This window comes from Caballeronia sp. LZ033 (assembly GCF_031451265.1).
Classification (GTDB): Bacteria; Pseudomonadota; Gammaproteobacteria; order Burkholderiales; family Burkholderiaceae; genus Caballeronia.
Genome location: NZ_JARUXQ010000003.1, coordinates 906,449 through 930,761 on the forward strand (window position 1 = coordinate 906,449; position 24,313 = coordinate 930,761).

The 24,313-nt window shown below is 65.0% G+C and carries 31 protein-coding genes and 1 pseudogene; 15 read left to right on the plus strand and 17 right to left on the minus strand.

All coding sequences use genetic code 11. The annotated features are described in order from the left end of the window. Positions 1 to 12: 12 nt before the first annotated feature. Entirely contained in the window at positions 13 to 957 is a 945-nt protein-coding gene (locus QCE62_RS25325) for a transketolase C-terminal domain-containing protein (protein ID WP_309924397.1), read from the minus strand. Further along, positions 950 to 1,801: a transketolase gene (locus QCE62_RS25330; RefSeq protein WP_309924399.1), complete on the minus strand. Its 852-nt coding sequence runs from the start codon at positions 1,799 to 1,801 to the stop codon at positions 950 to 952. Before QCE62_RS25330 ends, QCE62_RS25325 begins: the two co-directional genes overlap by 8 nt. 179 nt (positions 1,802 to 1,980) lie before the next feature. Between QCE62_RS25330 and QCE62_RS25335 the strand changes: the two genes are divergently transcribed. Beyond that, entirely contained in the window at positions 1,981 to 2,748 is a 768-nt protein-coding gene (locus tag QCE62_RS25335; RefSeq protein ID WP_309924401.1) for a DeoR/GlpR family DNA-binding transcription regulator, read from the plus strand. A 4-nt stretch (positions 2,749 to 2,752) separates the two neighbouring features. Here QCE62_RS25335 and QCE62_RS25340 read toward each other — a convergent pair whose 3' ends face one another. From QCE62_RS25340 to QCE62_RS25355, 4 genes are read right to left on the minus strand one after another with little or no spacing between them, the layout of a single operon-like run. Further along, positions 2,753 to 3,481, minus strand: coding sequence for a GGDEF domain-containing protein (locus QCE62_RS25340; RefSeq protein ID WP_309924403.1), 729 nt, complete (start codon positions 3,479 to 3,481; stop codon positions 2,753 to 2,755). A gap of 2 nt (positions 3,482 to 3,483) precedes the next feature. Continuing rightward, on the minus strand, positions 3,484 to 3,879 hold the full coding sequence (locus tag QCE62_RS25345) for a DUF1987 domain-containing protein (protein WP_309924405.1): 396 nt from the start codon (positions 3,877 to 3,879) through the stop codon (positions 3,484 to 3,486). A gap of 19 nt (positions 3,880 to 3,898) precedes the next feature. Further along, on the minus strand, positions 3,899 to 4,462 hold the full coding sequence (locus QCE62_RS25350; protein ID WP_309924407.1) for a SiaB family protein kinase: 564 nt from the start codon (positions 4,460 to 4,462) through the stop codon (positions 3,899 to 3,901). Positions 4,463 to 4,474: 12 nt separating this feature from the next. Then, positions 4,475 to 5,590, minus strand: coding sequence for a SpoIIE family protein phosphatase (locus QCE62_RS25355; protein ID WP_309925304.1), 1,116 nt, complete (start codon positions 5,588 to 5,590; stop codon positions 4,475 to 4,477). Positions 5,591 to 6,061: 471 nt separating this feature from the next. Here QCE62_RS25355 and flhD point away from each other — a divergent pair, with 471 nt between their 5' ends. The 10 genes from flhD to QCE62_RS25405 all read left to right on the plus strand — a co-directional run bounded on the left by flhD (position 6,062) and on the right by QCE62_RS25405 (position 14,244). Next, complete coding sequence (gene flhD / locus QCE62_RS25360) at positions 6,062 to 6,379, plus strand: flagellar transcriptional regulator FlhD (RefSeq protein ID WP_309924409.1); 318 nt, start codon at positions 6,062 to 6,064, stop codon at positions 6,377 to 6,379. Positions 6,380 to 6,391: 12 nt separating this feature from the next. After that, positions 6,392 to 7,006 (plus strand): flagellar transcriptional regulator FlhC, encoded by a 615-nt coding sequence (gene flhC, locus QCE62_RS25365; RefSeq protein ID WP_309924411.1) that lies wholly within the window; start codon positions 6,392 to 6,394, stop codon positions 7,004 to 7,006. A gap of 156 nt (positions 7,007 to 7,162) precedes the next feature. Then, the gene (locus QCE62_RS25370; RefSeq protein ID WP_309924413.1) at positions 7,163 to 7,909 is read left to right on the plus strand and encodes an SDR family oxidoreductase; all 747 of its coding nucleotides are present in this window, start codon (positions 7,163 to 7,165) and stop codon (positions 7,907 to 7,909) included. A gap of 74 nt (positions 7,910 to 7,983) precedes the next feature. Then, positions 7,984 to 8,898: a transcriptional regulator GcvA gene (gene gcvA, locus QCE62_RS25375; protein WP_309924415.1), complete on the plus strand. Its 915-nt coding sequence runs from the start codon at positions 7,984 to 7,986 to the stop codon at positions 8,896 to 8,898. A 155-nt stretch (positions 8,899 to 9,053) separates the two neighbouring features. Beyond that, positions 9,054 to 10,073 (plus strand): MoxR family ATPase, encoded by a 1,020-nt coding sequence (locus QCE62_RS25380; RefSeq protein WP_309924417.1) that lies wholly within the window; start codon positions 9,054 to 9,056, stop codon positions 10,071 to 10,073. A gap of 15 nt (positions 10,074 to 10,088) precedes the next feature. Beyond that, positions 10,089 to 10,952 (plus strand): VWA domain-containing protein, encoded by an 864-nt coding sequence (locus tag QCE62_RS25385; protein WP_309924419.1) that lies wholly within the window; start codon positions 10,089 to 10,091, stop codon positions 10,950 to 10,952. Beyond that, positions 10,949 to 11,809: a hypothetical protein gene (locus QCE62_RS25390; RefSeq protein WP_309924420.1), complete on the plus strand. Its 861-nt coding sequence runs from the start codon at positions 10,949 to 10,951 to the stop codon at positions 11,807 to 11,809. The genes QCE62_RS25385 and QCE62_RS25390 overlap by 4 nt, the downstream gene beginning before the upstream one ends. 4 nt (positions 11,810 to 11,813) lie before the next feature. Beyond that, positions 11,814 to 12,794, plus strand: a complete 981-nt coding sequence (locus tag QCE62_RS25395; protein ID WP_309924422.1) for a vWA domain-containing protein — start codon at positions 11,814 to 11,816, stop codon at positions 12,792 to 12,794. Continuing rightward, positions 12,791 to 13,339, plus strand: a complete 549-nt coding sequence (locus QCE62_RS25400; RefSeq protein ID WP_309924424.1) for an MxaL protein — start codon at positions 12,791 to 12,793, stop codon at positions 13,337 to 13,339. Before QCE62_RS25395 ends, QCE62_RS25400 begins: the two co-directional genes overlap by 4 nt. After that, positions 13,336 to 14,244, plus strand: coding sequence for a vWA domain-containing protein (locus tag QCE62_RS25405; RefSeq protein ID WP_309924425.1), 909 nt, complete (start codon positions 13,336 to 13,338; stop codon positions 14,242 to 14,244). The genes QCE62_RS25400 and QCE62_RS25405 overlap by 4 nt, the downstream gene beginning before the upstream one ends. 28 nt (positions 14,245 to 14,272) lie before the next feature. Here QCE62_RS25405 and QCE62_RS25410 read toward each other — a convergent pair whose 3' ends face one another. After that, positions 14,273 to 15,238 carry a hypothetical protein gene (locus QCE62_RS25410; RefSeq protein WP_309924427.1) on the minus strand — a complete coding sequence of 322 codons (966 nt, stop codon included), beginning with the start codon at positions 15,236 to 15,238 and terminating at the stop codon, positions 14,273 to 14,275. Between the two features lie 234 nt (positions 15,239 to 15,472). Between QCE62_RS25410 and QCE62_RS25415 the strand changes: the two genes are divergently transcribed. Both QCE62_RS25415 and QCE62_RS25420 read left to right on the plus strand, forming a co-directional pair. Continuing rightward, positions 15,473 to 15,847 carry a hypothetical protein gene (locus tag QCE62_RS25415; protein ID WP_309924429.1) on the plus strand — a complete coding sequence of 125 codons (375 nt, stop codon included), beginning with the start codon at positions 15,473 to 15,475 and terminating at the stop codon, positions 15,845 to 15,847. A 15-nt stretch (positions 15,848 to 15,862) separates the two neighbouring features. Then, on the plus strand, positions 15,863 to 16,054 hold the full coding sequence (locus tag QCE62_RS25420; protein WP_309924431.1) for a helix-turn-helix transcriptional regulator: 192 nt from the start codon (positions 15,863 to 15,865) through the stop codon (positions 16,052 to 16,054). Between the two features lie 17 nt (positions 16,055 to 16,071). On the opposite strand, the gene QCE62_RS25425 is transcribed toward QCE62_RS25420, so the two are convergent. Genes QCE62_RS25425 through QCE62_RS25435 form a run of 3 tightly spaced genes read right to left on the minus strand, consistent with a single transcriptional unit; the run spans position 16,072 to position 17,408 of the window. Continuing rightward, positions 16,072 to 16,587, minus strand: a complete 516-nt coding sequence (locus tag QCE62_RS25425) for a zinc-binding dehydrogenase (protein WP_309924434.1) — start codon at positions 16,585 to 16,587, stop codon at positions 16,072 to 16,074. A gap of 57 nt (positions 16,588 to 16,644) precedes the next feature. Then, positions 16,645 to 16,953 (minus strand): putative quinol monooxygenase, encoded by a 309-nt coding sequence (locus tag QCE62_RS25430; protein WP_309924436.1) that lies wholly within the window; start codon positions 16,951 to 16,953, stop codon positions 16,645 to 16,647. 14 nt (positions 16,954 to 16,967) lie between these two features. Next, entirely contained in the window at positions 16,968 to 17,408 is a 441-nt protein-coding gene (locus tag QCE62_RS25435; protein WP_309924438.1) for a hypothetical protein, read from the minus strand. Positions 17,409 to 17,470: 62 nt separating this feature from the next. On the opposite strand from QCE62_RS25435, the pseudogene QCE62_RS25440 reads away from it, so the two are divergent. Next, positions 17,471 to 17,854: pseudogene (locus QCE62_RS25440) on the plus strand (SDR family NAD(P)-dependent oxidoreductase); the annotation flags it as partial. Next, positions 17,855 to 18,223, plus strand: coding sequence for a hypothetical protein (locus QCE62_RS25445; protein ID WP_309924440.1), 369 nt, complete (start codon positions 17,855 to 17,857; stop codon positions 18,221 to 18,223). It abuts the pseudogene before it with no gap. 47 nt (positions 18,224 to 18,270) lie between these two features. Here QCE62_RS25445 and QCE62_RS25450 read toward each other — a convergent pair whose 3' ends face one another. The 7 genes from QCE62_RS25450 to QCE62_RS25480 all read right to left on the minus strand — a co-directional run bounded on the left by QCE62_RS25450 (position 18,271) and on the right by QCE62_RS25480 (position 24,313). Beyond that, positions 18,271 to 18,624 (minus strand): BON domain-containing protein, encoded by a 354-nt coding sequence (locus QCE62_RS25450; protein ID WP_309924442.1) that lies wholly within the window; start codon positions 18,622 to 18,624, stop codon positions 18,271 to 18,273. A gap of 44 nt (positions 18,625 to 18,668) precedes the next feature. Further along, on the minus strand, positions 18,669 to 18,917 hold the full coding sequence (locus QCE62_RS25455) for a DUF4148 domain-containing protein (RefSeq protein ID WP_309924444.1): 249 nt from the start codon (positions 18,915 to 18,917) through the stop codon (positions 18,669 to 18,671). A 178-nt stretch (positions 18,918 to 19,095) separates the two neighbouring features. After that, positions 19,096 to 20,115, minus strand: a complete 1,020-nt coding sequence (locus QCE62_RS25460; protein ID WP_309924446.1) for a GntR family transcriptional regulator — start codon at positions 20,113 to 20,115, stop codon at positions 19,096 to 19,098. A 14-nt stretch (positions 20,116 to 20,129) separates the two neighbouring features. Continuing rightward, on the minus strand, positions 20,130 to 21,128 hold the full coding sequence (locus QCE62_RS25465; RefSeq protein WP_309924448.1) for an alpha/beta fold hydrolase: 999 nt from the start codon (positions 21,126 to 21,128) through the stop codon (positions 20,130 to 20,132). A gap of 2 nt (positions 21,129 to 21,130) precedes the next feature. Beyond that, complete coding sequence (locus QCE62_RS25470; RefSeq protein ID WP_309924450.1) at positions 21,131 to 22,240, minus strand: Zn-dependent alcohol dehydrogenase; 1,110 nt, start codon at positions 22,238 to 22,240, stop codon at positions 21,131 to 21,133. Between the two features lie 7 nt (positions 22,241 to 22,247). Continuing rightward, positions 22,248 to 23,084, minus strand: coding sequence for a phytanoyl-CoA dioxygenase family protein (locus QCE62_RS25475; RefSeq protein ID WP_309924453.1), 837 nt, complete (start codon positions 23,082 to 23,084; stop codon positions 22,248 to 22,250). A gap of 26 nt (positions 23,085 to 23,110) precedes the next feature. Continuing rightward, positions 23,111 to 24,313, minus strand: a complete 1,203-nt coding sequence (locus QCE62_RS25480) for an alpha-hydroxy acid oxidase (RefSeq protein ID WP_309924456.1) — start codon at positions 24,311 to 24,313, stop codon at positions 23,111 to 23,113.

Sequence of the window (24,313 nt, forward strand, 5' to 3'; positions counted from 1 at the left end):
GTCCCCCTGTTCTTATTGCGCGCACAACGCGCGCACGGCGTCGGCGATGCCCGCCGCGTCGATGCCATAGTGCTTGCGAATGCCTTGCCGCGTGCCGTACTGCGCGAACTCGCCTTCGGTGATGCCGAGCGTGGTCAGCGGGCGGTTGAGGCGACGGCGCGCCATCAGCATTGCCACGGTGGCGCCAATGCCGCCGTGCAGCGAATGCTCTTCCACCGTGACGATGGCTTCGTGACGCTCAACGATCGCCGCGAGCGCGTCCTGATCGAGCGGCCGCAGCGAGGACAGGTTGACGAGCGTCGGATCGAGCACGCCGTCGCGGCGCAACGCCTCGCACGCATCGAGCGCTTCTCCGACCACCGAGCCGAGCGCAATGACCGCGACCTTCGAACCCTCGATCAGCACATCGGGACGGCCCGGCTCGAAGCGGTACGACGCGTCGTGCACCACGGGGAATTTGGCGTTGTCGAGGCGGATATAGACCGGCCCGTCCACCGACACCGCATGATCGATCACCTGCGCCGTTTCCATCTCGTCGCACGGCGCGAAGATCTGCACGGTGCCGAAGCCGCTCATGATGGAGATATCGTCGATCGCGTGATGGGTCGAGGCCAGTGGACCGTAGGCGACGCCCGCGTTGAGTCCGAGCATCTTGACGTTGGTCGCGCTGTAGCAGACGTCGTTCTTGACCTGCTCGTTGGCCCGGCCGACGAGAAACGGCGCGGCGTTTGCCGTGAACACGATGTGCCCGCCGAGCGCGAGGCCCGCGGCCATGCCGACCATGTTCTGCTCCGCGATGCCCACGTTGATCACGCGCTCCGGAAAGCGTTCGAGATAAGGACCGATCTTCGAGGTCGAAGTGGAATCCGCCACCACGACGATGATGTCGCGTCCCGCCGAAGTCAGCCGGTCGATTGCGCTCACCGCGCCGTCACGCAAGTCCGCGTAGTCACGCATGGTCGAGCTCCTGCAACGCCTGCTTGAGTTGATCTTCAGTGGGGAACTTGTGATGCCACGCCGGCACGTTCTCCATGAAGGAGACGCCGCGTCCCTTGATGGTGTGCGCAATCACCACCTTCGGCTTGCGATTGTCGTAGTCGAGACTTTCCAATAGTTTCCAAATGGAATCCACCTGGTTTCCATTGACGTCGTGAACCTCGAAGCCGAACGCGCGGAATTTCTCGTCGAGCGGATCGAGATCCATGATGTTGTGGGTGAAGTCCGCCAGTTGCAGGCGATTGCGGTCCACGATCACCACCAGGTTCGAGAGCTCGAAGTGCGCCGCCGCCATCGCGGCTTCCCAGTTGGAGCCTTCCTCGAGTTCGCCGTCGCCGGTCAGCACGAACACCCGTCCCGTGCCGCCGCTGCGCGCGGCGTGGCGCTGCTTCGCCATCGCCAGGCCGGCGGCGATCGGGAAGCCATGGCCGAGGCCGCCGGTATTCACCGTGACCCACGAAGGCAGCTTCTGCCGCACCGGATGGCCCGGCAGGCGGCCATCGTCCTTCAGATAGGTCAGCAACTCGCGCTCCGGCAGCCAGCCCAGTTCCGCGAAACACGCATACAGGCCGCCCACGCCGTGCCCCTTGCTGAGAATGAACTCGTCATGCCAGCGCACGCGCTGTCCTGCCTCGACCTCATAGCGCAGCACATGAAAATACAGCGCCGCCAGGATGTCCGCCTCCGACATGTCGCCGCCCGTGTGACCGCTCTTCGCGGTGGCGTTCATCACGCAGATCTTCTTGCGGATGTCCTGCGCCCGGCGGTGTAGCGCGCCGCCGGACTGCTTGAAAGGGTTTTCCATTCCTGCTCCCAGACTTCCCGTTTGCCTGAAAGCAAGTTTCTTTTACTTTCTTTCGAAAGTCAAAGGGAAGCAAAGCAAAGAAGGGAAAACACCTAAGCGGGGCGCGGCGGCGGGCTTGATGAGGCAGAATAGCGCCTGTAGACGCGCGTGCTGGGCGACGTGTCGGCGGGAATACAAAAATGGATCAACGGACCCGAACAGAAAAAATTTTCGAACGCGTGCAGGCCGCGAAACTGGTGAAGCTGTCGGAGCTTTCCAGCGAATTCGGCGTGTCCATGCCGACGATCCGAAAGGACATCGACGAGTTGCAGCGACTCGGCCGCGTGGAACGCGTGCATGGCAGCGTGCGGCTGACGTCGACGCAACCCGAACCCGCGCGCCGCGCCGACCACGCGCCCGTGCTGCCCACCAGCCCGGAAAAGGCGTTGATCGGCAGGAAGGCGGCGAGCCTGATCTCGAACGGCGACTCGCTGATTCTCGACTGCGGCGCCACCACCACCGAACTCGCGAAGAACCTGCTCGACCGGAAGAACCTGCGGATCGTGACGAATGCGCTGAACATCGCCATCCTGCTCGGCGCGGAGCCGACCAATCGCGTGATGCTCACCGGCGGCATCTTCAAGGCGGAAACGGTGGCGGTGTCGGGCGAGAAAGCGTCGGCGTTCTTCGAAGGCATGTTCGTCGACAAGCTCTTTCTCGCGGCAGGCGGCGTGTCGATGGAGTCGGGCATCTCGTATCCGGACTTCATCGACCTGCATGTGAAGCGCGCGATGATCGACGCCGCGAAGACCGTCTATCTGCTCGCGGATTCGAAGAAGTTCGGCAAGCGGGAGTTCGCCGCGTTCGGCGCGATGGAGAGCATCGATTGCCTGGTGACGGACGAAGGCCTCGGCGACGAGTTCGTCACCTGGCTGAACAGCAGCGGCACGCGCATTCTCTACGCGTGAGCGGTCACGATTGCGCAGCGAATTCCACGCGATTGCGTCCCCCGCGTTTGGCGCGATACAGCGCCTCGTCGGCAAGACCATAGGCGGTATCGAAGCCGGTTCCGGCGCGGTTATGACTGACGCCGAAGCTGACCGTGATGCGCCGGTCCAGTGACGGCACCACGCGCGCCTCGCTGATTGCCGCCCGCATGCGTTCGGCGAGCGAGGCAGCGGCGGCGTGATCGTCGCCGGGCACCAGCACCGTGAACTCCTCCCCGCCCACGCGGCCGATGAAACCGCGCTCGCCCACGATCCGGCGCAGGCAATCGACGACACCCAGAATCACGGCATCGCCGGTCGGATGACCGAAGTCGTCGTTGACGCGCTTGAACTCGTCGATGTCGAGCACGATCATCGTCGCGCTGCGCTCCTTCAGCGTGCGCGTGGCCTGCTCGATCACGGCGCTGCGATTGAGCACGCCGGTCAGCGCATCGTGCGAAGCGCGGTGCGCGAGTTGCTGGGCCAGCACCTGCATCTCGCGTTCGGCGCGGTCGCTGCGGCCGATCAGGCGGCGCGTTTCACGCATCAGGCGCTCGAAGTGATCGATCAGCGCGCCCAGCGACTGATGCAAGGCTTCGGCATCGGCACCGTCCGCTGCATGCACGCCGCGCGCTTTCTCCAGCGCGGCGGTCTCGTTCTCGAACAGGTCGGGGGCGTGGGCGGGCGTCGTGTCGCCGGAGGAGTTCGAAGTCATCCTCAGCGTCCCGGGTAAGCCACCGGACGATCGGTGAACTCGATGGCGTCGAAATCCGCCTTCAGTTCCTCGCCGAACTCGGCGATCGTCTCGTCTTCTTCGTCGTGATACCAGTTCATCAGCACGCGGCAGCCCGACTGCGCGGCCTCGTTCAGCGCATCGAACATGCTGAACAGCATCTTGGTGCTCGAACTGTTGAAGTACGTGAGCGCGACGTCGATGGTGACGGCCGCGTCCGTATTCACCGCGAGATACTTGCGCATCCGCTCGATGACGGGCGCATAGAAGGCCGCCGCGTTCTCCGGATACGACTCACCCTTCAGCAGCAACGCATGCTGATCGAAACGAAAATCGACCTCGGGCGACGTGGTCGTGGCGGCAATAAAGAAGTTATCCATGATTTCTTGCGCCTTGTGCTCAGATGATGGCCATGAGGCAAAACAGCGTGGTTCCGGGTTCGTCGGCACGCGGATGAAAAGCGAATTCGAGCGGCGCGCTGGCATCGCGCGCCATCGTGAGGAAGCCCATGCCGGCGCCCTTGCTGTCCTCCGGCGTCTCGGCGCGCAGCGATTCCTTGTAGGCTTGCTTGATCTGCTCGAGCGACATGTGACGCAAGGGCTCGAGCCTGTTGCGCAGGCTTTCCACTTCGGCGCTCGATATCGGGTTGACGCACAGCATGACGTGACGATCGCCGTCGCGCGAGATGCAGACCGCGCCCTCGCGAATGGAGCCGTCTTTCTCGCCGTCGCGCGCCAGCGCATTCGACGAGTAATGCACGATGTTCTGCGACAGCTCGACGAACGAAGAGAACAGCTTGCGCCGCGTCGGGCCGTTCACGCCGGCCACTTCCAGCTGCAGTTTGACGACCTCGCCCATCGCCGCGACGATGTTATGCGAGAAGTAGCCCTTGTGATAGAAGAGCACGTTGCGTCGCTGCGCCAGGTCGAAAAAGGCGCTGTCTTGATCGAGTAGTTGGGACATGCCTGGGAAGAGCTAGAGTCGCACACAAAAGAACGTTACGTCGTCGCGCCGGGGCTGCACGCTCTGCCAGTCCGCAAGCGTCAGACGCAGCCGTTCGCAGAGGGCCGCCGCCGGTTCGGCCCGATGTTCGCGAATCACATCGAGCGCGCGGCGCCGGCCAAAGGAAATGCTGCGCGGTCCGCCGATCTGGTCGGTCAGCCCGTCCGTGCAGATGAACAGCAGGCTGCCGGGCGGCACCGCCACCGAGTGCAGGTTCCACGCATAGTCCGCGTGGCTGTCCACGTAGCCGACGCCCATGCGGTCGGCGGCAAGCGTCTCGAATTCGGCCGCGTCCGGCCGCAGGATATGCAGTGCGATCCGCGCGCCCGCGAAATGCAGCACGTTCTCGCGCGTGTCGAACCAGAGGAACGCGGTATCGAGGCCGTCGTTCGAACGGGCTTCGCCGGGCGCGCTGTTCACCTGACCGAGCAAACCCTTGACGTTGCGGTTCACCGCCGAGAGCAACGCGGCGGGATCGCGCGGACCCATCTGTTCGAGCGCCTGCGACAGCGAAGCCGAAGCCAGCAGCGTCATGAATGCGCCGGGCACGCCGTGGCCGGTGCAATCGGCGATGGCGCCGAACCAGCCATGCGGAAACGCGGCGAAGTGGTAGAAGTCGCCGCCGACGACATCGCGCGGCTCCCACTGCAGCGCGGCGCCCGGCAAATGCATGGCCAGCGCTTCGTCGGAGGCGCGCAGCATCGCGCGCTGGATCACGCTGGCGTACTCGATGCTCTGCATGATCTGGCGGTTTTTCTCCGCCTGCATTTCCGCCACGGCGCTGACCAGTTCCAGACCGCTGCCCACGCCCGCAAAGCGCCCGCCGCGCGTCACGATGAAACCGTCCACCAAGGCTTTCTCGCCGGCTTCGACCGTCCTGAACGCAAGCGTTTCGATGCTTTCATCCGCATCGACGATCAACGGCTCCTTGTCCATGAAAGCGATGCAGCTTTTCTTGTCGTAAAGCTCGCGATGAAAAGGCTTGCTCATCTGCGACATGAAAATATCGCGGTTGATCAGTCCGATCGGGCGCAGATTTTCAATCACGGCCAGACTTCCCATATCGCGGCGCGCCGAGAAGATTTCCATCACGAGGGAATTCGAATCCTCGGCGTCCACGAATGGAACTTCCTGGGATAAATCTCCCGCGACGCGTAAATTGCGCTGGCCGGAGAAGCGGTGAAACCTTGAAAACGCAGGGTGCATCGGACGTCGAAGGTAGAGAAAACAGAGCACGCTAAGGCTTCTGTGTGAAGTTTCGGTGACAAGAACACAGGTGATGCTTTCACCACACCGTGCAAACGTTTGCAGGATACGACCCTTTGTCTTCGCCTTGCTTTCTTTCCGCATCCGCGAAATTTGCCGCCAATTTCTCCAACAGGCAGAAATAAATCCCGAAGCGCTTCTTTGCATCAAGCGGATTCTATTGATTAATACTATTCGTCTGAGTATTGAAACGGTTTCAGCGAGTGTCTAAACTGAAGTTAATGATTCTTCACGGAGAAGCGTGAATGAATCGACTGGCAACAGCCCTCTTATAAATCTCAAAGGCTGAATACCATGGACAATCAGGACACACAGGAAATCATTCGCGAAATCAATCTTTCCTATCTCATTCTTGCGCAGAGGCTGTTGCGCGAAGACCGGGCCATCGGCATGTTCCGGCTCGGCCTGTCCGGAGACGTCGCGGATCTGCTGAGCGGCCTCTCGCTGCCGCAGGTCGTGAAGCTCGCATCAGCGGACCAGTTGCTGTGCGCATTCCGCTTCAACGACCGCATGCTGCTCTCGGCGCTCACGCAGGCGCCACGCCATGCCGACGTCGCCTCCACGCATGCCGCCATTCTCATGGCCGGGCAATCCGCCCGCCAGTTCGCCTGACGCGGGGACTGCATGAATACGCCAGCCAAGAAGACCGTCACCGAGGACGCCCAGGAAGTGTTTCGCGCCATCGCGCTGATTCAACTGGGCGCGCGCATGCAGGTGCTCGAAAGCGAACTCAAGCTGTCGCGCGATCGCCTGATCCGGCTGTATCGCGAAGTGCGGGGCGCATCGCCGCCCAAGGGCATGCTGCCTTTCTCCGCGGACTGGTACATGCCCTGGCTGCCCAATATTCACGCGTCGCTGTTCTTCAATACCTACCAGTTCCTCAAGAACGATGCGAAATGCTCGCACCTCGATGCGCTCACCAAGGGGTATCGGCTGTATCTCGAACATTGCGCGCGCACCGGCACCGAACCCGTGCTCGATCTCACGCGCGCGTGGACCCTGGTGCGCTTCTTCGAAGCCGAATTGCTGCAACTGACGCCCTGCTGCCGCTGCACGGGAAAGTACATCGCGCACAAGCACGACTTGCAGCATGGCGTCGTGTGCGGCGCATGCCAGCCGCCGTCACGGGCGGGCAAGACGCGCAAGGCAGCGGCGCGCGCCGCGGAGCAGACCTTCGCCGCGGTGGCCGAAGACGAGCTTGCGGCATCGCCGGATTTCATTCCGCCGCAGGCCGCGTGAGGCTTTCCGGCGCCTTTCACGGGGCGGCGTAGATTTTCTTCTCCGCCCGCACAGATCATCTCGTTTGTCGGGGACGGACCGTTCGTCGATAGTGAAGTCACGGGCAACGCAACACAGCGAAGCCCTTCACCTCACCCACTATCGAAGGAGTCGGTCATGAAGCTCAACGACAAGGTTGCACTGATCACGGGCGGAACCTCGGGCATCGGTCTGGAAGCCGCCAAGCTGTTTCAACAGGAAGGTGCGAAGGTCATCGTGACGGGCACGCATCTGGGCCGTCTCGAAGAAGCCGCGCAGCTTCTCGGCGACTCCGCGATGACACTCAACGTCGATCTGCGCGACCCGGCTCAGCTCGACCGGGCGATCGTCGAGATCGTGGAAACGCATGGACGCATCGACGTCGTGTACGCCAACGCGGGCGCCGCCACCGCCGCGCCGCTCGAAGCCGTGACGCCCGAGCAGATCAGCGAGCAGTTCGCCCTGAACTTCAACGGCGCGTTCTTCACCATTCAAAAAGCCGTGCCGCATATGCCGAAGAGCGGTGCGATCGTCGTCACCACGTCGTTCCTGAATGAAACCGGCACGCCGGGTCTGTCAGTGCTCGCGGCGACGAAAGCGGCCTTGCGCTCGCTGGTCCGCTCGGCCGGCGCCGAACTCGCACCGCGCGGCATCCGCGTCAATGCCGTGAGCCCCGGACCGATCGCCACGCCCTTTCACGGCAAGCTCGGTCTGTCGGACAAGGAACTGGCCGCCGCCGGCGAAGGCATTCAGGCCGCCGTGCCGCTGAAGCGTTTCGGCGAAGCGCGGGAAGTGGCGCAAACCGCGCTGTTCCTCGCCAGCGACGACGCCGCCTTCATCACCGGCACGGAGATGGTGGTTGACGGCGGCCTGACACAGTTCTGACGGCGCGCGTCGCGCTCTGGCCGGGCGCAGCGCATTTCGGTAGATTGAGCGCACTTCCCTACGCAGGAGTCGTGATGCGAGCGCCCGGCAACCTGAACGCGCTGCGAGCCTTCGAAGCGGTCGCACGGCATCTGAGCTACACCGCCGCAGCCAATGAACTCAACGTGACGCCCGCGGCGGTCGGTCAGCTGATTCGCGGGCTTGAGGGCACTCTCGATGTCGAACTGTTTCATCGCTCGACATCGGGTGCGTCGCGGCTCACGCTGACCGACGCCGCCCGTGCCGCCCTGCCCGACCTGCAAGGCGGCTTCGATCTGCTTTCCAACGCGATGGAGGCGCTCAAGGCCAGCAAGTCGCGCATCGTCTTCACGGTGACCGTGCCACCCGCCTTCGCGGACAAGTGGCTGTTGTGGCGGGTCGAACGCTTTCAGCGCCGGCATCCTTATTACGATCTGCGCATCGACACGAGCGGACGTCTGACGGACTTCACCGCCGAACGTATCGATGCCGGCATCCGCTACGGCGCGGGCGTGTGGCCCGGTCTCGATGCCACTTTCCTGCTGCGCGACGAGTTCTTCCCGGTGTGCAGTCCGGCCCTGCTGCACGGCCCCCACGCGCTCAAGTCTCCGCTCGATCTGCAACATCACGCGCTGATACACGATACGTCGATGAGCGGCTTCGGCGTCTTCCCGACCTGGCGTTCGTGGCTGCTGCATGCGGGTTGCCGCGACGGCGTGGACACGCGGCGCGGCTTGCAACTCAACGACTCCGCGATGGCGCTTCAAACGGCCATCTCCGGCAACGGCGTCGCGCTCGGCAGGACCACGCTGGTCGAGCGCGATCTCGCCGAGGGCCGCCTCGTCAAGCCCTTCGATACGGTGCAGAGCTGCGAGCTGGCTTACTTCCTGGTGCATCGCAAGGGCGGCGGCGAACAGGCGCCAGTGCTCGCGTTCAAGGCCTGGCTGCTCGAAGAGGCCGGCTTGCGCTGATCCGCTTTGTCCGCGACACACTGTCATCGCGCAAGGACACTGTGCTCCCTCGTGCCGCGCCCGAGCGGCTTTGCACTGTGGGCATGTCTTATGCATCCCCTGACGCCGGCTCGATCAAGACACCCTTCATTCGAAGCAAGGCGCGGCGCGACTTCATGGCATCCGAAACCGAACTCGAAGACTGGCGCGGCGAAGCCCGCAACATGGAGGCAGCGGTCGCGAACGCCGTCGTCGGGCAGGAAGCGATCTCGCATCTGATCAACATCGCGCTGTATGCGCGGGGCCACGTGCTGCTGGAAGGCGGCGTGGGCGTCGGCAAGACCACGCTGCTGCGCGCCTTCGCCCGCGCCACCGGAGGCGACTTCGAGCGCGTGGAAGGCACCATCGACCTGATGCCGGGCGATCTCATCTATCACACCTTCGTCGATGCCGACGGCAAGCCGCGCATCGAACCCGGTCCCCTGCTGCGTCACGGCGAAGGACTCAGCACCTTCTTCTTCAACGAGATCAACCGCTCGCGTCCGCAAGTGCAGTCACTGCTGCTGCGCGCGATGGCCGAGCGCACGGTGTCCGCATTCGGCCGTGACTACCGCTTCCCGCATCTGACGGTGTTCGCGGATCGCAACAAGGTGGAGAAGGACGAGACCTTCGAGCTGGCGTCGGCGGCGCGGGACCGCTTTCTCTTCGAGCTCAACATGCCGACGCCGCAGGACGACGACGTGCGCCGCGCGCTGGTCTTCGAGCCGAGGTTCCATGACGTCGATGCCCTCATGGAAAGCGTGCCGCGCGCGGTGATCGACGCCACGCGGCTCAACGCCATCGGCGCGGCGATCCAGCGCAGCGTCACGCTGAGCCCGCGCATCGAACGCTATGTGCTCGACATCTGGCAGGCGACCGAAACGCCGCAGCGCTTTGGCATCGAGTTGCCGGACGTCGACATGGACCGCCTGATTCTCGCGGGCGCCAGTCCGCGCGGCATGAGCGCGCTGGTGCGCGCGGTGCGCGTGCGTGCGTGGTTCGAAGGACGCCTGCATGTGCTGCCCGAGGACGTTCACGCAGTGCTGCTGCCCGCGCTCGGTCACCGGGTCTTCTTCACGCCCGTCTATGAAATGCGCCGGCAGGAACTCGCCGATGCGCTGACCGCGATGATCGTCCGCACGATCGCGGTTCCCTGATCTGCACGCCGGGTCATGAAGGATCCCGTCGAATTCCACTACCGGCTGCCCGGGCGGGCGCGCGGCTTCCGGCCCGGCTCGCATCCGGGCACGAGCTTCGGCGCGGGACAGGAGTTCGCGATGCACGCGCGGCTGTTCGATCACCCCGATCCACGCCGGCTCGACCTGCGCGCCAGCCAGCGCGCCGTGCCGCAGCAATGGCTGGTGCGCCTGCATTTGCAGCGCGTCGCGGTGCCGGTGCAGGTGCTGGTCGATGTCTCCGCGTCGATGCGCTTCGGCGCGCGGCGGCCGAAGCTCGATCTCGCCGCCGAGTTCGTCGAGGCGCTGTGCTACAGCGCGTTCCGGGCCGGCGATCAGGTCGGCCTGCTCGGCTTCGACGAAAACGTGCGCGAAGACCTGTTCATGCCGGCGCGCCATGGCCGGGGTGTCGGCGATGAAATGGCGCAGCGGCTGCGCACGTGTTCCGTATCCGCGATCTCCGCGAAGCCGGCGGCGGGACTGGTGCGCGCGCTCGAACGTCTGGCGGGACGGCGCGGTCTCGTGTTCCTGGTGTCCGACTTCCACTGGCCGCTGACGGCGCTCGACGCCGCGCTCGATCGGCTGGTCCATGCCCGGCTCGTGCCGATGGTCATCTGGGACAAGGCCGAAACCGAGCCGCCGGCCAGCGGCCGGTTCCTCCAGGTGCGTGACATCGAAGACGGCAGACGCCGTGCGCTGTGGCTGCGGCGTTCGATGGCGCAGCAGTGGCGCGACAACGTCGCGAAGCGCCGCGCCGAGTTGAGCGGCGTGTTGCGCAAGCGCGGCGCGACGCCGTTTTTCATCGAGGGTGCATTCGATGCCGAAGCGCTCTCGCGTTACTTCCTGGAAACGACGGCATGAGCCGCGGCACAGGCTCGATCGGCGCGGCCGCGTTGCTGCTGGGCGCGATGCTCGCCCGCGCCGAACCGGCCGTGACCGCCGCCGTCGCGCAGCCGCGCGCGTTCGGCTATGCGCTCGGCGACGTGCTGACGCAGCGCGTGCTGCTGTCCTCCGACGGACACGCGCTCCACGGTGTGCCGCTGCCTTCGGCGGGCCGCGTGGGCGTGTGGCTCGAACGGCGTCCGGCGCGCATCGAGGAAGACGCGCAAGGGCAGCCGTGGATGGTGATCGAGTATCAGGTCATCAACGCCGCGCAGACGCTCACGCAAACCGGTCTGCCGGCGCTCGAACTGACGCCCGCCGAGGGCGCGTCGTTGAATGTGGCTGCATGGCCGATCAGCGTCGGGCCCTTGACGCCGCGCAATGCGTTCCGCAGCGGCGCGCTCGAAGCGCTGCAACCCGACCGCATCATCACGCCGACGGATGGACCGGCCGCGCGACGCCGCATGATCGCGATGCTCACGCTGTTGGCGCTGACCGTGCTGGCGTGGGCGGCTTGGTGGACATGGCGGACGCGCAAGGACGCGAGGACGCTGCCGTTCGCGCGTGCGTGGCGGGCGATACGCCGCATCGAAAACGACGGTGACGCCCCCTGGGTCCACCTTCACCGCGCCTTCGATGCCGCCGCCGCACAGGTCGTCCATACCGCGTCGCTGCCCGCGCTGTTCGCGCGCGCGCCCTATCTCGAAGCGCTTCGACCGCGCATCGAGCTTTTCTACGCGCACTCGCAGCGGCGCTTCTTCACGCCCGACGCCGCGCCGCCCGAAGACCTGCGCGACCTCGCCCGGGCGCTGCAGCGTGCGGAACAGAGGCGCTGACGCGATGCCCGTCGATTTCCTCCGGCCCTGGCTGCTCCTTCTGCTGCCGCTCGCGCTGCTGCCGTTGCTGCCGAAACCCGCCGATTCGTTCGCCTATTCGTTCGTCGACTGGCTGCCGCGCGATCCGCTCGGCTCGGCCATCGATCACGCCCGGCGCCTCTGCGCGCTGCTGGCGATGGCGGGCATCGTCATCGGGCTGGCGGGTCCAGGGCGCTCGCACGTGCAGGCGATGCGCACCAGCAGCGCCGCCGAAATCCTCATCCTGATGGACCGGAGCGCGAGCATGGACGCGGTCATGTCGAAGACGCCGGTGAGCGAGCCGAGCGGGCAGTCGAAGAATGCGGTGGCGCGCCATGCGCTCGAACACTTCGTCGCCGTGCGGCCCGACGATCGCCTCGCCTTCATGATGTTCGGCATCAGTCCGATTCTCGCCGTGCCGTTCACCGCCGATCACCGCATCATCGACGCGGCGCTCGACGGCACCGGCATCGGGCGCGGCATGCCGGATACGCGGCTGGATCGCGGCCTGATCGCGGCAATCCGGCAGTTCGACGGACGCGCGTACGCAGCCCGCCGCGCCATCGTGCTGGTCTCCGACGGCGGCGCGAATCTCGACGCCGCCGCGCGCGAGGCGATCCGCAGCGGGTTGGCGCGCAACCGCATCGCGCTGTACTTCGTGTACTTGCGCAGCGGCGTGTACAGCCCCGATCTGACCAAGCCCGCATCCGCCGACGATCACTCCGAGGAAGCGGAGCTGCATCGTTTTTTTCAGGGGCTCGCGACGCCCTACCGGCTCTATCAGGCCGAGGACGCCGCCGCCATGGCCGCCGCGATGGCGGAGATCGACAAGCAGCACAGCACGCCGCTGTCGTTCTCCGAACGGCTGCCACGGCAGGACGACAGCGCGTTCTGCTTCGCCGCCGCGTTGCTGGCGAGCGCGCTGCTGCTGGCTCTGCGCGGAGTTCAGGTGCGGAGCTGGACATGAGGCGCGGCGCGATCCATCTCGCCTTCGGGACCGTCGCCATCGTCTTTGCGGCGCTGGCCTTGTACGACTGGAGCGTGTTCCGGCACGCGCAGACCGTGACGCGCGAAGTGCATGACATGACGATCAACAAGTCAGACACGCAAGACACGCCGGACGCAGCGGGCGAAGTGCGGCTGGCGCGTGCGGCGGCGCTTGCGAAAGCCGGACGCGTCGATGACGCCCAGCACCTGCTCGACCCGCTCGCGGCGCAATCCGCCGATCGCACGCTGCAGACGGCCGCCCTCTTCAATCTCGGCAACCTGTATCTGCGCGAAGCGGCGGGCAGCGAGGCCACCGGCCCGATCCGCTCGCTGCCGCTGCTGGAACAGGCCAAGGACCGCTACCGCACGGCGCTGCGCATCACGCCCGGCGACTGGGACGCGCGCTACAACCTCGAACGCGCGCTGTGGCTCGCACCCGAGATACCCGGCGATCAGGATGAACTCGACATCAAGCATCAATCCACCGTAAGGCTGCGCGGCGCTCAAAGCGAGGATCTGCCATGAGCGCCGCCCTTGCCCTGACTCGAGCGCCGGGCGGACGACGCAACTGGGCGCTCGCCGCCGCCGCGCTGCTGCTCGCCGCCGCGGTCTGGATGCCACCGCTGATGCTGCCGAGGAATGTCGTCAGCACTATCGTCACCTTCGACATCACGCAGAGCATGGACGTGGAGGATGTCGGCATCGGCAATGCGCCCGTGAGCCGGCTCGAGTTCGCGCGCGCGGCCATGCGCGATACGCTGGAACGCCTGCCGTGCGGCTCGCGCATCGGCTGGAGCATCTTCACCGGACAAGGCACGCTGCTGCTCATGCCGCCCGTCGAGGTGTGCGGCAACTTCGACGCCTTGCAGGCTTCGCTCGACGGCATCGGCGGCGACATGCGCTGGACCAACTGGAGCCGCATCGCGGAAGGCGGCGTGTTCGCCGCCGTGCGCACGGCGAAGACCATCGGGCACGAGACGGGCGTGCTGCTCATCACCGACGGTCAGGAAGCGCCGCCGGTCCTCGCCGACGAACCCGTTCGCGACGTGCCGCGCGGGCAGGTGAAGGGCTGGCTGATCGGCGTCGGCGGGGATCAGCCCGCGCCCATTCCGCGCACGAACGCCGATGGCCGGCGCGTCGGCTACTGGCAGGCGGATCAGGTGATCCAGGTGCCCGCTCATTCGAACCCGGGCGTCAGCGCGCAGAGTCACGAGGAGCTTTCGGCCTTGCGCGGGGAGTATCTGGCGTCGGTGGCGCAACAGATCGGCTTCGATTACCGGCGCCTGCGCACGCCGCAGGATCTGTTCGCGGCCATGACCGACCGTCGCTACACCCATCGCGACAGCGTGCCGACCGACATCAACTGGCTTCCCGCCGCGCTCGCATTGATGTTGCTGACCTGGCGCTTCCTGCCGCAACGCAATGCATGAGCGGCCGACGTCACGCCGGTCACGCCCGTCACGCCGCCTTGCCGCCCACGGCCTGTTCCTGTTCGATCCAGATCTGGCTGTCGGGAAACCAGAATGCGTCGGGACGCGGCGGCACGGCAAGAGTGATGGGCAGATCGGGATTGAAGATCTTCGACCACGCCGACAGATAGGACGGCGTCTTCACGAGGTGCCCGCAACGGGCCAGCAGCAGGCTCGACACCAGCGCTTCGCGGCCGATCGCAAGGCCCGGATAGCCGCTGAAATGTATCGCGGCATCGCCTTTCGAAAGCAGCTGCGCCGGCGCCACGCTGATCGGGCGTTTGAAGGGCCAGGCAAGAAAGAAGTCGATGAAGGCCTGCTCGTCGCTCGACACATAGAGATTCGTGAGATGCGGATTGAGCGCGAGCGTCTGTTCGACGAGCCGGCAGAAGTCGCTCCACGCCACCAGGAACGCTTCGAACTTCTTGTCCGTGCCGCGGAAGTGGACGCCGAGCGTGCTGGCGGAGATATCGAGCGTCGCGCACGCCGCCGCGACTTCTTCGCGAATCGATGCAGCCGGCCGGTAATATGAATTGAACAATTCGCTCGCACTGCGCAGGCGCAGCGCGCTTTCGTAGCGCCGCCTGAAACCCAGTTGCTCCAGATCCCGCACGACGGATGTGCGGACCCGGCGCGGCGGCATCGCGCCCGCGGACGCGCGCACGTTCTCGAACAGCGCCGCGAACCAGTCGATCCTGCCTTCCGCGTCGCCATACAGCCCGCCGCGCGCGGACACTTGCGGCGTCAGCCGCTTTTCCTCGCAATGCACGAGGATGAACAGCACCATCTGCATCACGGAGAAGAAGCCCGATGTCTCCCTGATCTCGATCGCAAACACACTGCGATTCAGCCGCTGCCGCGCATGCAGCGAAAAGCGAACCGGCGTGGCCAGCGAATGCTTGAAGCCTTCGCTGCGCCGGAACTGTCTCACGCGCTCCACCACCCTTCGCAACATGTGCGGCCCCGATTGATTTTTGTTCGCTTCGTGTTCGCTTCGATTGTGCTGACGATCAGGCGGCTGCGGTAACTTTGAGCGCCAAGCGTAGCATCGGAGGCCGCCGGCAAGAATAAATTACGCGATCGTTCTGTTGGCTAACAAACGCGGTCATGGTCATGTAAAGCACGCTTTACATGACCACAACGGTTCGCTATGCTGTAAAGCATCCTTTACACGCAGAAAGAAGCCGTCATGAACCGATATCGCAAGGAAATGACCGCAGCCATGCTGGCCTATGTGGTCTTGCTGATGGCTTCGGTGTGGTGGCTGCGCTCCGGCACGCTCGACAACCCGACGGCCCGCATCGCGGTCGCGCTGTGTCCGATGATCGCCGGCCCGTTCATCTGCTGGGTCGTCTTGCGGCAGTTGCGGCGCGTGGACGAACTGTTCCGGCGCGTCCAGCTCGAAGCGCTCGCCATCGCGTTCGCGGGCACGGCGCTTATCACCTTCAGCTATGGCTTTCTCGAAGGCGTCGGCTTTCCGAAGCTGTCCCTGTTCGTCGTGTGGCCGGTGATGGCGGTGCTGTGGATCCTGGGCAGCGTGTTCAGTGCGCGCCGCTATCGTTGAGCGGATGCGGCGCTCATGAAGAACCGCATCCGTGCGCTACGCGCCGAACGCGAGTGGTCGCAGACGGATCTCGCCGGCGCGCTCGGGGTGTCGCGCCAGACGGTCAATGCGATCGAGAACGGCAGGTACGATCCGAGCCTGCCGCTCGCGTTCGCCATCGCCCGGGTCTTCGGGCTCAGGATCGAGGAGATCTTCGAGGACGCGTGAAAAACCCTCAGCCGTGTTCAGAACTTCATCACGGCCCGGCCTACTACGTCGCCCACGCGCAGGCGGTTGATGTAGTCGTTCAGTTCCTCGAAGCCGAAGGTCTTGACCGTGTGACGGATCTTGTCCTGCGCGGCCAGCGCCATCACTTCGCCGAGATCGGTGTTGTTGCCCCAGAACGACCCATGCAAGGTCTGCTCGCGCGAGACACGCGGAAACAGCGGAAGGTCGATGCGATCGCCCACCAGACCCACATCGGCATAGTGGCCGCCGATCGACAGAAGACTCATGGCCAGTTGCACCATCTCGGGGGCGCCGGCGCAGTCCATGGCGGCGTCGATGTCGTTGCGGCCCACCAGCTGATGCAATTCACGGCCGATATCGGCGGCTGGTTTGCCCTTGATATCGACGATGTCATCCGCGCCATATTCACGCGCGATGGCGAGCTTCTCCGGATTGCGCGCGAACGCAATCACCCGCGCGCCCGCGCCGAGGATCTTTGCGTACTGCACCGCATAGCATATGACGGCACGCATGCGATCGGAAGTCTGCTCGTCACCATTCGACGAGTGTGACAGCGCGACGCCTGCGAATCAGGCGTCGCCCGGAAAGACATCCAACGCATTGACGACCACCGCCGTGCGCTCCGCTAGTTCGCCGATACGCGACAGATAGTGCTGGAAATGCGCCGTGCTCCGGTGCGATGCGATGGCATCATGGCTCAGATAGAGTTCGTCGAGCACGAACTGGCCGGCGTTGTCGACGTCCCGCCAGAGGTCATAGCGCAGATTGCCGGCTTCCGCGCGCGATGGGCCGGTCATGCCGTGCAACAGCGCAGCGAGTTCCTCCTCTCGTCCCGGTTTCGCTTTCAGGATGGCGACGACTTTCACATTCGAGGTCACTGGAGTGGTCTCCTTCAGGTTGAGCGCGCCTGCGCGCACGAGGTTTCCGCTTCAATGTACCCGATGCGCGGCCAGAAATTCATGAACCTGCGCGACGACGGACACGCCCTCTCCAGGCCGCCGATACCCGCTTGATCGAGCCGAAGCGCGCATCGCCGATGGCGAACACGCCGTTTCACGCTGGTTTCGACCAGACACGGCTGCTGTTCGAGACCGCTGCGCGCCGCATTGCCCGTCAGCACGAAGCCCTTGTCGTCGGTGTCGACGCTGCAATCCCTGAGCCAGCGCGTATTGGGTTCGGCGCCGGTGAACAGGAACAGATGCCGGACCTTGAAGCTGTGCCCGCCCTGCGGGCCGCGCGTGTTGACGCCCGTAAGTCCGGCGCTGTCGCTGGACAGCGAGAGCACCGCGGTGTCCGAGAGGCTCGCGATGCGATCGATCAGGTACTGCGACATGTGCTCCTGGAGACTATGCCCGCAAATCAGCAGATGCACCGGCTGGGCCCGCCACGGAAGGGGCGCAACTGCTGATCGCCGGGATGAACCCGGCACGCCTCGAACACGCCGCGAAAGAACTCGCGGGTCACGCCTCGCGCGTCGAGATCTTCGAATGCGACGTGACGGACCGCAATCAGGTCGAAGCGCTCGCGGACTTCGCATGGAGCAAGTTCAGGCAGGTGGATGTGATCGTCAACAACGCGGGTGTCGGTCCCGTGCCGTCGAGCGTGATCGACGCGCGCCCCGAAGACGTGCAGAGCGTGCTGGCGGTGAATCTTTTCGGCGTGCTGCACGGGGTCTCGGTGTTCAGGAAGCGCTTCATCGCGCAGAAGACGCCGTGCGCGATCTATAACGTCGGCTCGGAGAACGCATTCTTCTATGCGATTCCGGAAGGCGCCGGATAGGTGGCGAGCAAGCACGCCGTGCTCGCCGTGACGGTGGCGCTGCGCGAAGAAGCGCCCGACTTCATGGATGTCGCGCTCATCTGCCCGGGACTGGTCCGCTCCGAACTCGCCAAGGGAACCCAGGAAGGCATGGACACGGACAAGTACGCGGCCATCGTCATGAAACAGATCAAGGCCGGCGAGTTCCACATCATGTCCCACGCGTACAACTTCGTGCGCATCAGCGCGCGCTGGCGCGAGGTCGAGGCGGCCTTCAGGAAATATGCGCCGCGCTATGAAGGCGACATCGAGTTCGACGTGCGGACGCTCGGCGTGAAGAACGGCTGGTATCCGCGCTATCCGGATGCATCGGAGAACCTTCCTGTGTAGCAAGCAGGCGCGGCGAGGCACTCATGTCCTCGCCGCGCCGCTTCCGCTCAACCGTTGCCGCCGTGGAACAGGCCGAGCTTGTTGTTCACGGAGGTCACGCCCTTCACCGAGCGCGCGACATCGCCCGCCACGGGGATCTGGTCGCCGCTCCTTACCGAACCCGACAGCGTCACCACGCCGCTGCGCGCGCGGACGAACACGCCGGAACTGTCGAAGCCCGGCGTCTTCCCCAGCGCGCGCCGGACCGCCTTCGCCAGCGCGCGGTCGGCGCTCTTCTGATTCGTCACATTGGTGCCCGCGGCGCCCTGATTCATGGGTGCATCCGTGGTCTGCGCCATGAGTGCCGGCGGCGCCAACAGGCAGGCGCAGGCGAGCATCATCGATACGGTTCTGACTCTCATGCCAATCTCCTTCAGGTTGAGCGCCACGCCGGTCCAGGTGTGGATCAGCGCTTCCCACTGATGCGCGCGGCTTCCTGACGCCGCTTCTCCGCGACACGCGCCTCTGCGTCCTCGATGTCGAAGGGAAACCGGTGACTCGATGCCTGCGCCGGGTGGTAGCCCACCGCAGCCAGTTCCTCGAGCTCCTTGCGGGCCTGCGCGCGCGTCATCGGCTGGTCCGGCGACTGCGCGTACGCACCGGATGTCATCAGCATAGTCATCGGAAAGCCAAACGTCAGTTGCGGGAACCCCATGGTCGCCTCCGTGCTGCTTTGGAGACGACGATACGGGCAAGCCGTGCGGGTCGCGCGATGCCGTGGGTTTGTATAACGAGCGTCGGGGTATCGGGGAAGGGCGAACTTCTGATGAATGCATTTGGCAGGCGTTCGTTAGCTCCGGCGAGACATCGGAGACGAGCACGTCCGCCGTTGGTCAAGCCGCACCGAGCGCCGTCAGATACGCAGGAAAGTCCGGCTGCTTCATGCGCCGGATGATCTCGAAACGCAGCACCCAGCGGGTATTCGCTTCGCGGATATGTTCCGTCAATGCCTGCGCTGCGCGCTCAGGCTGGCCAGCCAGTATGTCGTCCACGATCTGCAGATGCTCGGTGAACGCATCGCTGATGAGCTGATACGGGATCTCGAGGTAGGGGTCGCTCAGATAGCGTGTCGGCACGAACAGGACGTGCGTGCGTGAGAGGGCAAGCACGATCTCCTTGTTCGGGCAGTGCGACAGGAGATCGATATGCAAATCGGTTTCGGCGGCGTCCATCTCGGCACCCCCGCGATGCCCCGCCTCGATGACACCGACGAGACGTGCGCGCACCGCTTCGAGGAACTCGCGCGGCACATGCTGCGCGGCGTGCAGCAGCGCGGTCGGTTCAAGCAGGCGGCGTATCTCGAACAGGTGCTCGATGCGCTCACGCGTCACCTGCTCCGCAATCCAGTGCCCGTTGCGGTCCTGCGACAGCTGCCCGACGCTGTGCATGCGCGCCATCGCGCCGCGGGCGACGGTGCGGCTCACGGCGAAATGTTCAGCGAGCGCTTCTTCCGTGATGCGCACCGAACCGAACAGCACGCGAGTGCATAGCTCGCGCTCCAGTTCGGCGTACATGCGCTGCCATTGCGGCGCGCTCGTGATTTCCAGCTTGTCGAGCACGGCCGGCTTGCCGGCACGATCGCCCGAAGCCGCACCGGCCACGCGATAACCGCGCCCCTCGCTTTCAACGATGATCCCGTCCGCGCACAGCGCGGCCAACGCAATGCGCGCAGGCGAGCGGCTGATACAGAACGATTTCGCGACCTGCGCTTCGAGCAGCCGTTCACCCGGCGTAATGCGCCCGTCTTCGATCATCTCGCGCAACAGCCGATACGTGCGATGCTGAATGGAACCGCCCGCCTCGGACGTGGAATGCGAATTCGTCGGTGCGATGTCCTCGACCTGAGGATTCATGACACGGGCCTCTGCTAATACGCCATGAACGAAGCGATCTCCGCATTCAGCCGTGCGGCGGAAGTAGGATCGGCCTCCGAGGCCATCATATGGCCGCTCGTCGAAGGCACCCGCAGCAGTCTGGCGTTTCCGATCTGCCCGGCCGCGCGTATGCCCTCTTCCACGGGATTGTAGAGGTCCAGCGCCGGCACGCCAATCAGCGTGTGCGCCTCGATGCTCGCGAGCGCGCGTGCCGTATCCCCTTCGAAACCCGGCGTCGTGCCGACGTCGTGAGCATCGTAAGCATGCGACTGCCAGATCCAGTCGAGCGGATCGAGCCGCTGCGTGCGAAACCACGCGGCGCGCTTCTCGAACCACGCCTGCGTGCCGCCCGCCTGTGTCGCGTCTTCCTCGAAACGCTCCGGCGTGCGCATCGCCAATACATGCATGATCCCGAGCCACGCACTCCAGTCGCCGCCCGAGGTTTCGAGCGCGCGCCGGCCCGCCTGATTGACCGCCTGCGACCAGGCCGTGGTCTTCGCCATCGGCACGAGCGCGACCAGCTTCTTCATGAAGCGCGGATACGACACGCCCCATTGCAGCGCCTGCATGCCGCCCATCGATGCACCCACCACTGCGTCGAGCGTCGCGATGTTGAGGTGATCGAGCAGCGCCTTCTGGCTGCGTACCATGTCGCGAATCGTGAAACGCGGGAAGGCCGCACCGCCCTGCGTCGGTGAATTCGACGGCGAACTGGACAGGCCGTTGCCTAGCGCATCGGCGACGATCACGGTGACGCGCGCGGGATCGAACGCGCGTCCCGTACCGATCAGGAAGTCGAGCCGGTGATGCGTGCTGCCGATGGCACACACGCCCAGTACGACAGGGCGCGTACGATCATCGAGATCGCCGTGGACGACGTAGGACATCAGCAGATCGTCGATATGTTCGCCCGATTCCAGCCTGAAGCGCCCGAGCGATGCGCAGCGATGCGGCGTGTCGATCCAGCCGGGTTGCAGGTCGGGATGACTCATGATCAGAACTCGATCACCGAGCGGAGCTCGACACCTGCCGCAAGACGTCGCATCCCTTCATTGATTCCATCGAGCGTGATGCGCGAGGTCACGTATTCGTCGAGCCGCAACGTGCCGTCGAGATAGGCATTGGCGAGCATCGGAAAATCCCGTGCCGGGTTCGCGCCGCCATAGCTCGAACGCACGATGCGCTTCTCGCCCATCAGCGCGCCCCAGCGGAACGACGCTTCGTCGTCGGCGGGGAGTTTGCCGAGCCACACCACCTGACCGCCCGGACGCACGATTTCAACGCTCGCCCTGAGCGCCTGACGATTGCCCGCGGATTCGATCACGCAATCCGCGCCGCGTCCGCTCGTCAGGTCCGCGACGGCCGCCACCAGCGATTCATCGGCGCACAGTGCGTGGCTCGCCCCCAGCGCACGCGCCGTCTCGAGCCTGTCCGGCGCGCGATCGACCGCGACGATCCGCGCGGCGCCCGCGTGCCGCGCGCCCTGTATCGCGGACAGACCCACCGCCCCGCAGCCGATCACCGCAACCGTGCTGCCGGGCTCGACCTTCGCGATGTTGGTCGCTGCGCCAAAACCGGTCATGACGCCGCAGCCGATCAGACAGGCGCGGTCGAACGGCATGGCTGCGGGAACGGGCACCGCGCACTCCTGCGACACGACGCAGTATTCCGCGAAGCTGCCCATGTAGGCCAGTTGATGCACAGGCGCGCCATCGTCGAGAAAGAGACGCGGCGCGCCGTCGAAATGAAACGACTGCGCCATGTGACTGCGATACGGCTGGCACAGGATCGACTGTTGCCGCGTGCAATAGAAACACTGGCCGCAGTGCGGATTCCACGACATCACGACGTGATCACCCTTCGCGACTCGCGTGACCGATGCGCCAGTCCACTCGACGATACCGGCCGCCTCGTGTCCGGGCACGAACGGCAGCGGCGTGCCCAGGTCGCCGCGCATCGCTTCGAGATCCGTGTGACACAGGCTCGCCGCCTTCACCCGAACGACGACGTCGGTCCCGGCGAGATTGCGCAGCGACACGCGCGCGATGCGCAGCGGCTCGCCGGTGCGCTCCATGAGTGCGGCATCGAAGGTCAACGCATTCATGCGCGGTTCAGCGCTGGGCCGACGCATTCTGCGCCGCGCCCTTGTAAAGAATATTCAGGTTGCGTTCGCCGATCTGCTGATGCAGCGCGACGAATGCAGGATCGAGATCCTGTGTCGGACGCGGCTCGTGCTCGAACGTGTTGAACGTATCGACACCGCGTACGAGCGTGGCGCTGTCGGCGCCTTCGAGCTGACGCACATAGGTCGGGATGTAGCGGATCGCATACCCGATGCGCCGGTTCGGCGATGCGTTCGGCGGCGAGCCGTGCACGATCCGCACGTGATGCAGGGACATCTCGCCCGGCTCGAGTTCGATCGCCACCGCCTGGGATTCGTCGACGTCCACCGCGACTTCCTGCCCGCGCGTCAGCAGATTGCTTTCGTTGAAGGTGTCGCGATGCGGAATCTGGTCGAGCAGATGCGTGCCGGGGACCACCTGCATGGCGCCGTTCGCGCGGTTGCTCTCCGACAAGGCGACCCAGGCCGTCACCACATCGGGCTTCGAGAGTCCCCAATAGGTCGAGTCCTGATGCCACGACACATACGCCGGATCATTGCCGTTCTTGATGAAAAAGCTGCTCGCCCAGACCAGCAGATCCGGTCCGTACAGATCCTCGATCGCATCGACCACCTTGTCGTTGCGCACGAGTTCGTTCAGCCACGAGAACAGCAAATGGCTCTTCACGTTCAGCGCCTTCTTCCTGAGCGGATTGCTCGATTGCTCGAAATCTTCGAGACGTTTGCGCAACTCGAGGGCGGTCCGCTCCGACATGACGCGGATCGGCGCGACATAGCCGTACTGTCTGAAATGTTCGAGCTGATGGGGCGTCAACGACTTCAACATGATGCAAATCTCCCTGTATGAGGCCGCTAGGCGACCTGGATGCGAACCGGCGCCGTACCGTGGTTCACTGGCTTTCGCTCCCGGACGAAACCGCCCGAGCGGAGCACGGCGCCGTCCACGTGACGAACGTCCGTGACGCCCGCCAGCGCCATCGTCGTGTCCAGTTCGTCGCGGATGATTTCAAGGCAGCGCGTCACGCCGGCCTCGCCTTCCGCACCGAGCCCGTAGAGAAAGGCGCGCCCCGCGTAGACCGCCTGCGCGCCGCATGCCAGCGCCTTCAGCACGTCCTGTCCCGAGCGGATGCCGCCGTCCATGTGCAGCTCGATCTCGCCGTCCAGCACGTCGGCGATGCGCGGCATCATCGAAATGGTGGACGGCGCGCCGTCGAGCTGACGCCCGCCATGATTCGACACGATCACCGCATCGGCGCCGACATCGCGTGCGATGCGCGCATCTTCCTCGTCGAGGATGCCTTTCAGCACCAGCTTGCCGCCCCAGCGCTCCCGCACCCAGTCGATGTCCTTCCAGGTGAGTGTCGGATCGAACTGCTTCGCGGCCCAGTCCGCCATCGATGCGATTCCGGTCACGCCCGGCGCATGTCCGACGATGTTGCCGAAGCTCCTTCGCGACGTCCCGAGCATCCCCGCGCACCAGCGCGGATGGCGCGACAGATGGGCGAGATTGCGCAACGTCAGCTTCGGCGGCGCCGAGAGGCCGTTGCGTTTGTCCTTGTGACGTTGTCCCTGGATCTGGAGATCGAGGGTCAGCACGAGCGCGGAGCACTGCGCGCTTTTCGCACGCGCGATCAGATCGGCGATGAAGCCGCGGTCCTTCATCATGTAGAGCTGGAACCAGAACGGCTTCTGCGTGAACGCGGCCACGTCTTCGATCGAACACACGCTCACGGTGGACAGCGTGAACGGCACGCCGAAACGCTCTGCCGCACGCGCCGCGAGCATCTCGCCGTCGGCGTGCTGCATGCCCGCGATGCCCGTGGGCGCGAGCGCGACCGGCATCGATACGGGTTCGCCGAGCATGGTCGTCGCGAGATTGCGCCGGCTGAAATCCACGGCGACGCGCTGACGGAACTGCAGGCGGGCGAGGTCGTCGCTGTTGGCGCGATAGGTCGACTCGGTCCATGAGCCTGCATCGACATATTCGTAGAACATGCGCGGCACGCGTCGTCTGGCGGCAACGCGCAGTTCCTCGATGGTGGCGTAGTGACGCAT

Bases quoted from the DNA above. Each gene is read 5' to 3' on its own strand.
- QCE62_RS25325 (WP_309924397.1), bottom strand. From the start codon at position 957: ATGCGTGACTACGCGGACTTGCGTGACGGCGCGGTGAGCGCAATCGAC.
- QCE62_RS25330 (WP_309924399.1), bottom strand. From the start codon at position 1,801: ATGGAAAACCCTTTCAAGCAGTCCGGCGGCGCGCTACACCGCCGGGCG.
- QCE62_RS25335 (WP_309924401.1), top strand. From the start codon at position 1,981: ATGGATCAACGGACCCGAACAGAAAAAATTTTCGAACGCGTGCAGGCC.
- QCE62_RS25340 (WP_309924403.1), bottom strand. From the start codon at position 3,481: ATGACTTCGAACTCCTCCGGCGACACGACGCCCGCCCACGCCCCCGAC.
- QCE62_RS25345 (WP_309924405.1), bottom strand. From the start codon at position 3,879: ATGGATAACTTCTTTATTGCCGCCACGACCACGTCGCCCGAGGTCGAT.
- QCE62_RS25350 (WP_309924407.1), bottom strand. From the start codon at position 4,462: ATGTCCCAACTACTCGATCAAGACAGCGCCTTTTTCGACCTGGCGCAG.
- QCE62_RS25355 (WP_309925304.1), bottom strand. From the start codon at position 5,590: ATGGAAATCTTCTCGGCGCGCCGCGATATGGGAAGTCTGGCCGTGATT.
- flhD (WP_309924409.1), top strand. From the start codon at position 6,062: ATGGACAATCAGGACACACAGGAAATCATTCGCGAAATCAATCTTTCC.
- flhC (WP_309924411.1), top strand. From the start codon at position 6,392: ATGAATACGCCAGCCAAGAAGACCGTCACCGAGGACGCCCAGGAAGTG.
- QCE62_RS25370 (WP_309924413.1), top strand. From the start codon at position 7,163: ATGAAGCTCAACGACAAGGTTGCACTGATCACGGGCGGAACCTCGGGC.
- gcvA (WP_309924415.1), top strand. From the start codon at position 7,984: ATGCGAGCGCCCGGCAACCTGAACGCGCTGCGAGCCTTCGAAGCGGTC.
- QCE62_RS25380 (WP_309924417.1), top strand. From the start codon at position 9,054: ATGGCATCCGAAACCGAACTCGAAGACTGGCGCGGCGAAGCCCGCAAC.
- QCE62_RS25385 (WP_309924419.1), top strand. From the start codon at position 10,089: ATGAAGGATCCCGTCGAATTCCACTACCGGCTGCCCGGGCGGGCGCGC.
- QCE62_RS25390 (WP_309924420.1), top strand. From the start codon at position 10,949: ATGAGCCGCGGCACAGGCTCGATCGGCGCGGCCGCGTTGCTGCTGGGC.
- QCE62_RS25395 (WP_309924422.1), top strand. From the start codon at position 11,814: ATGCCCGTCGATTTCCTCCGGCCCTGGCTGCTCCTTCTGCTGCCGCTC.
- QCE62_RS25400 (WP_309924424.1), top strand. From the start codon at position 12,791: ATGAGGCGCGGCGCGATCCATCTCGCCTTCGGGACCGTCGCCATCGTC.
- QCE62_RS25405 (WP_309924425.1), top strand. From the start codon at position 13,336: ATGAGCGCCGCCCTTGCCCTGACTCGAGCGCCGGGCGGACGACGCAAC.
- QCE62_RS25410 (WP_309924427.1), bottom strand. From the start codon at position 15,238: ATGTTGCGAAGGGTGGTGGAGCGCGTGAGACAGTTCCGGCGCAGCGAA.
- QCE62_RS25415 (WP_309924429.1), top strand. From the start codon at position 15,473: ATGAACCGATATCGCAAGGAAATGACCGCAGCCATGCTGGCCTATGTG.
- QCE62_RS25420 (WP_309924431.1), top strand. From the start codon at position 15,863: ATGAAGAACCGCATCCGTGCGCTACGCGCCGAACGCGAGTGGTCGCAG.
- QCE62_RS25425 (WP_309924434.1), bottom strand. From the start codon at position 16,587: ATGCGTGCCGTCATATGCTATGCGGTGCAGTACGCAAAGATCCTCGGC.
- QCE62_RS25435 (WP_309924438.1), bottom strand. From the start codon at position 17,408: ATGTCGCAGTACCTGATCGATCGCATCGCGAGCCTCTCGGACACCGCG.
- QCE62_RS25450 (WP_309924442.1), bottom strand. From the start codon at position 18,624: ATGAGAGTCAGAACCGTATCGATGATGCTCGCCTGCGCCTGCCTGTTG.
- QCE62_RS25455 (WP_309924444.1), bottom strand. From the start codon at position 18,917: ATGGGGTTCCCGCAACTGACGTTTGGCTTTCCGATGACTATGCTGATG.
- QCE62_RS25460 (WP_309924446.1), bottom strand. From the start codon at position 20,115: ATGAATCCTCAGGTCGAGGACATCGCACCGACGAATTCGCATTCCACG.
- QCE62_RS25465 (WP_309924448.1), bottom strand. From the start codon at position 21,128: ATGAGTCATCCCGACCTGCAACCCGGCTGGATCGACACGCCGCATCGC.
- QCE62_RS25470 (WP_309924450.1), bottom strand. From the start codon at position 22,240: ATGAATGCGTTGACCTTCGATGCCGCACTCATGGAGCGCACCGGCGAG.
- QCE62_RS25475 (WP_309924453.1), bottom strand. From the start codon at position 23,084: ATGTTGAAGTCGTTGACGCCCCATCAGCTCGAACATTTCAGACAGTAC.
- QCE62_RS25480 (WP_309924456.1), bottom strand. From the start codon at position 24,313: ATGCGTCACTACGCCACCATCGAGGAACTGCGCGTTGCCGCCAGACGA.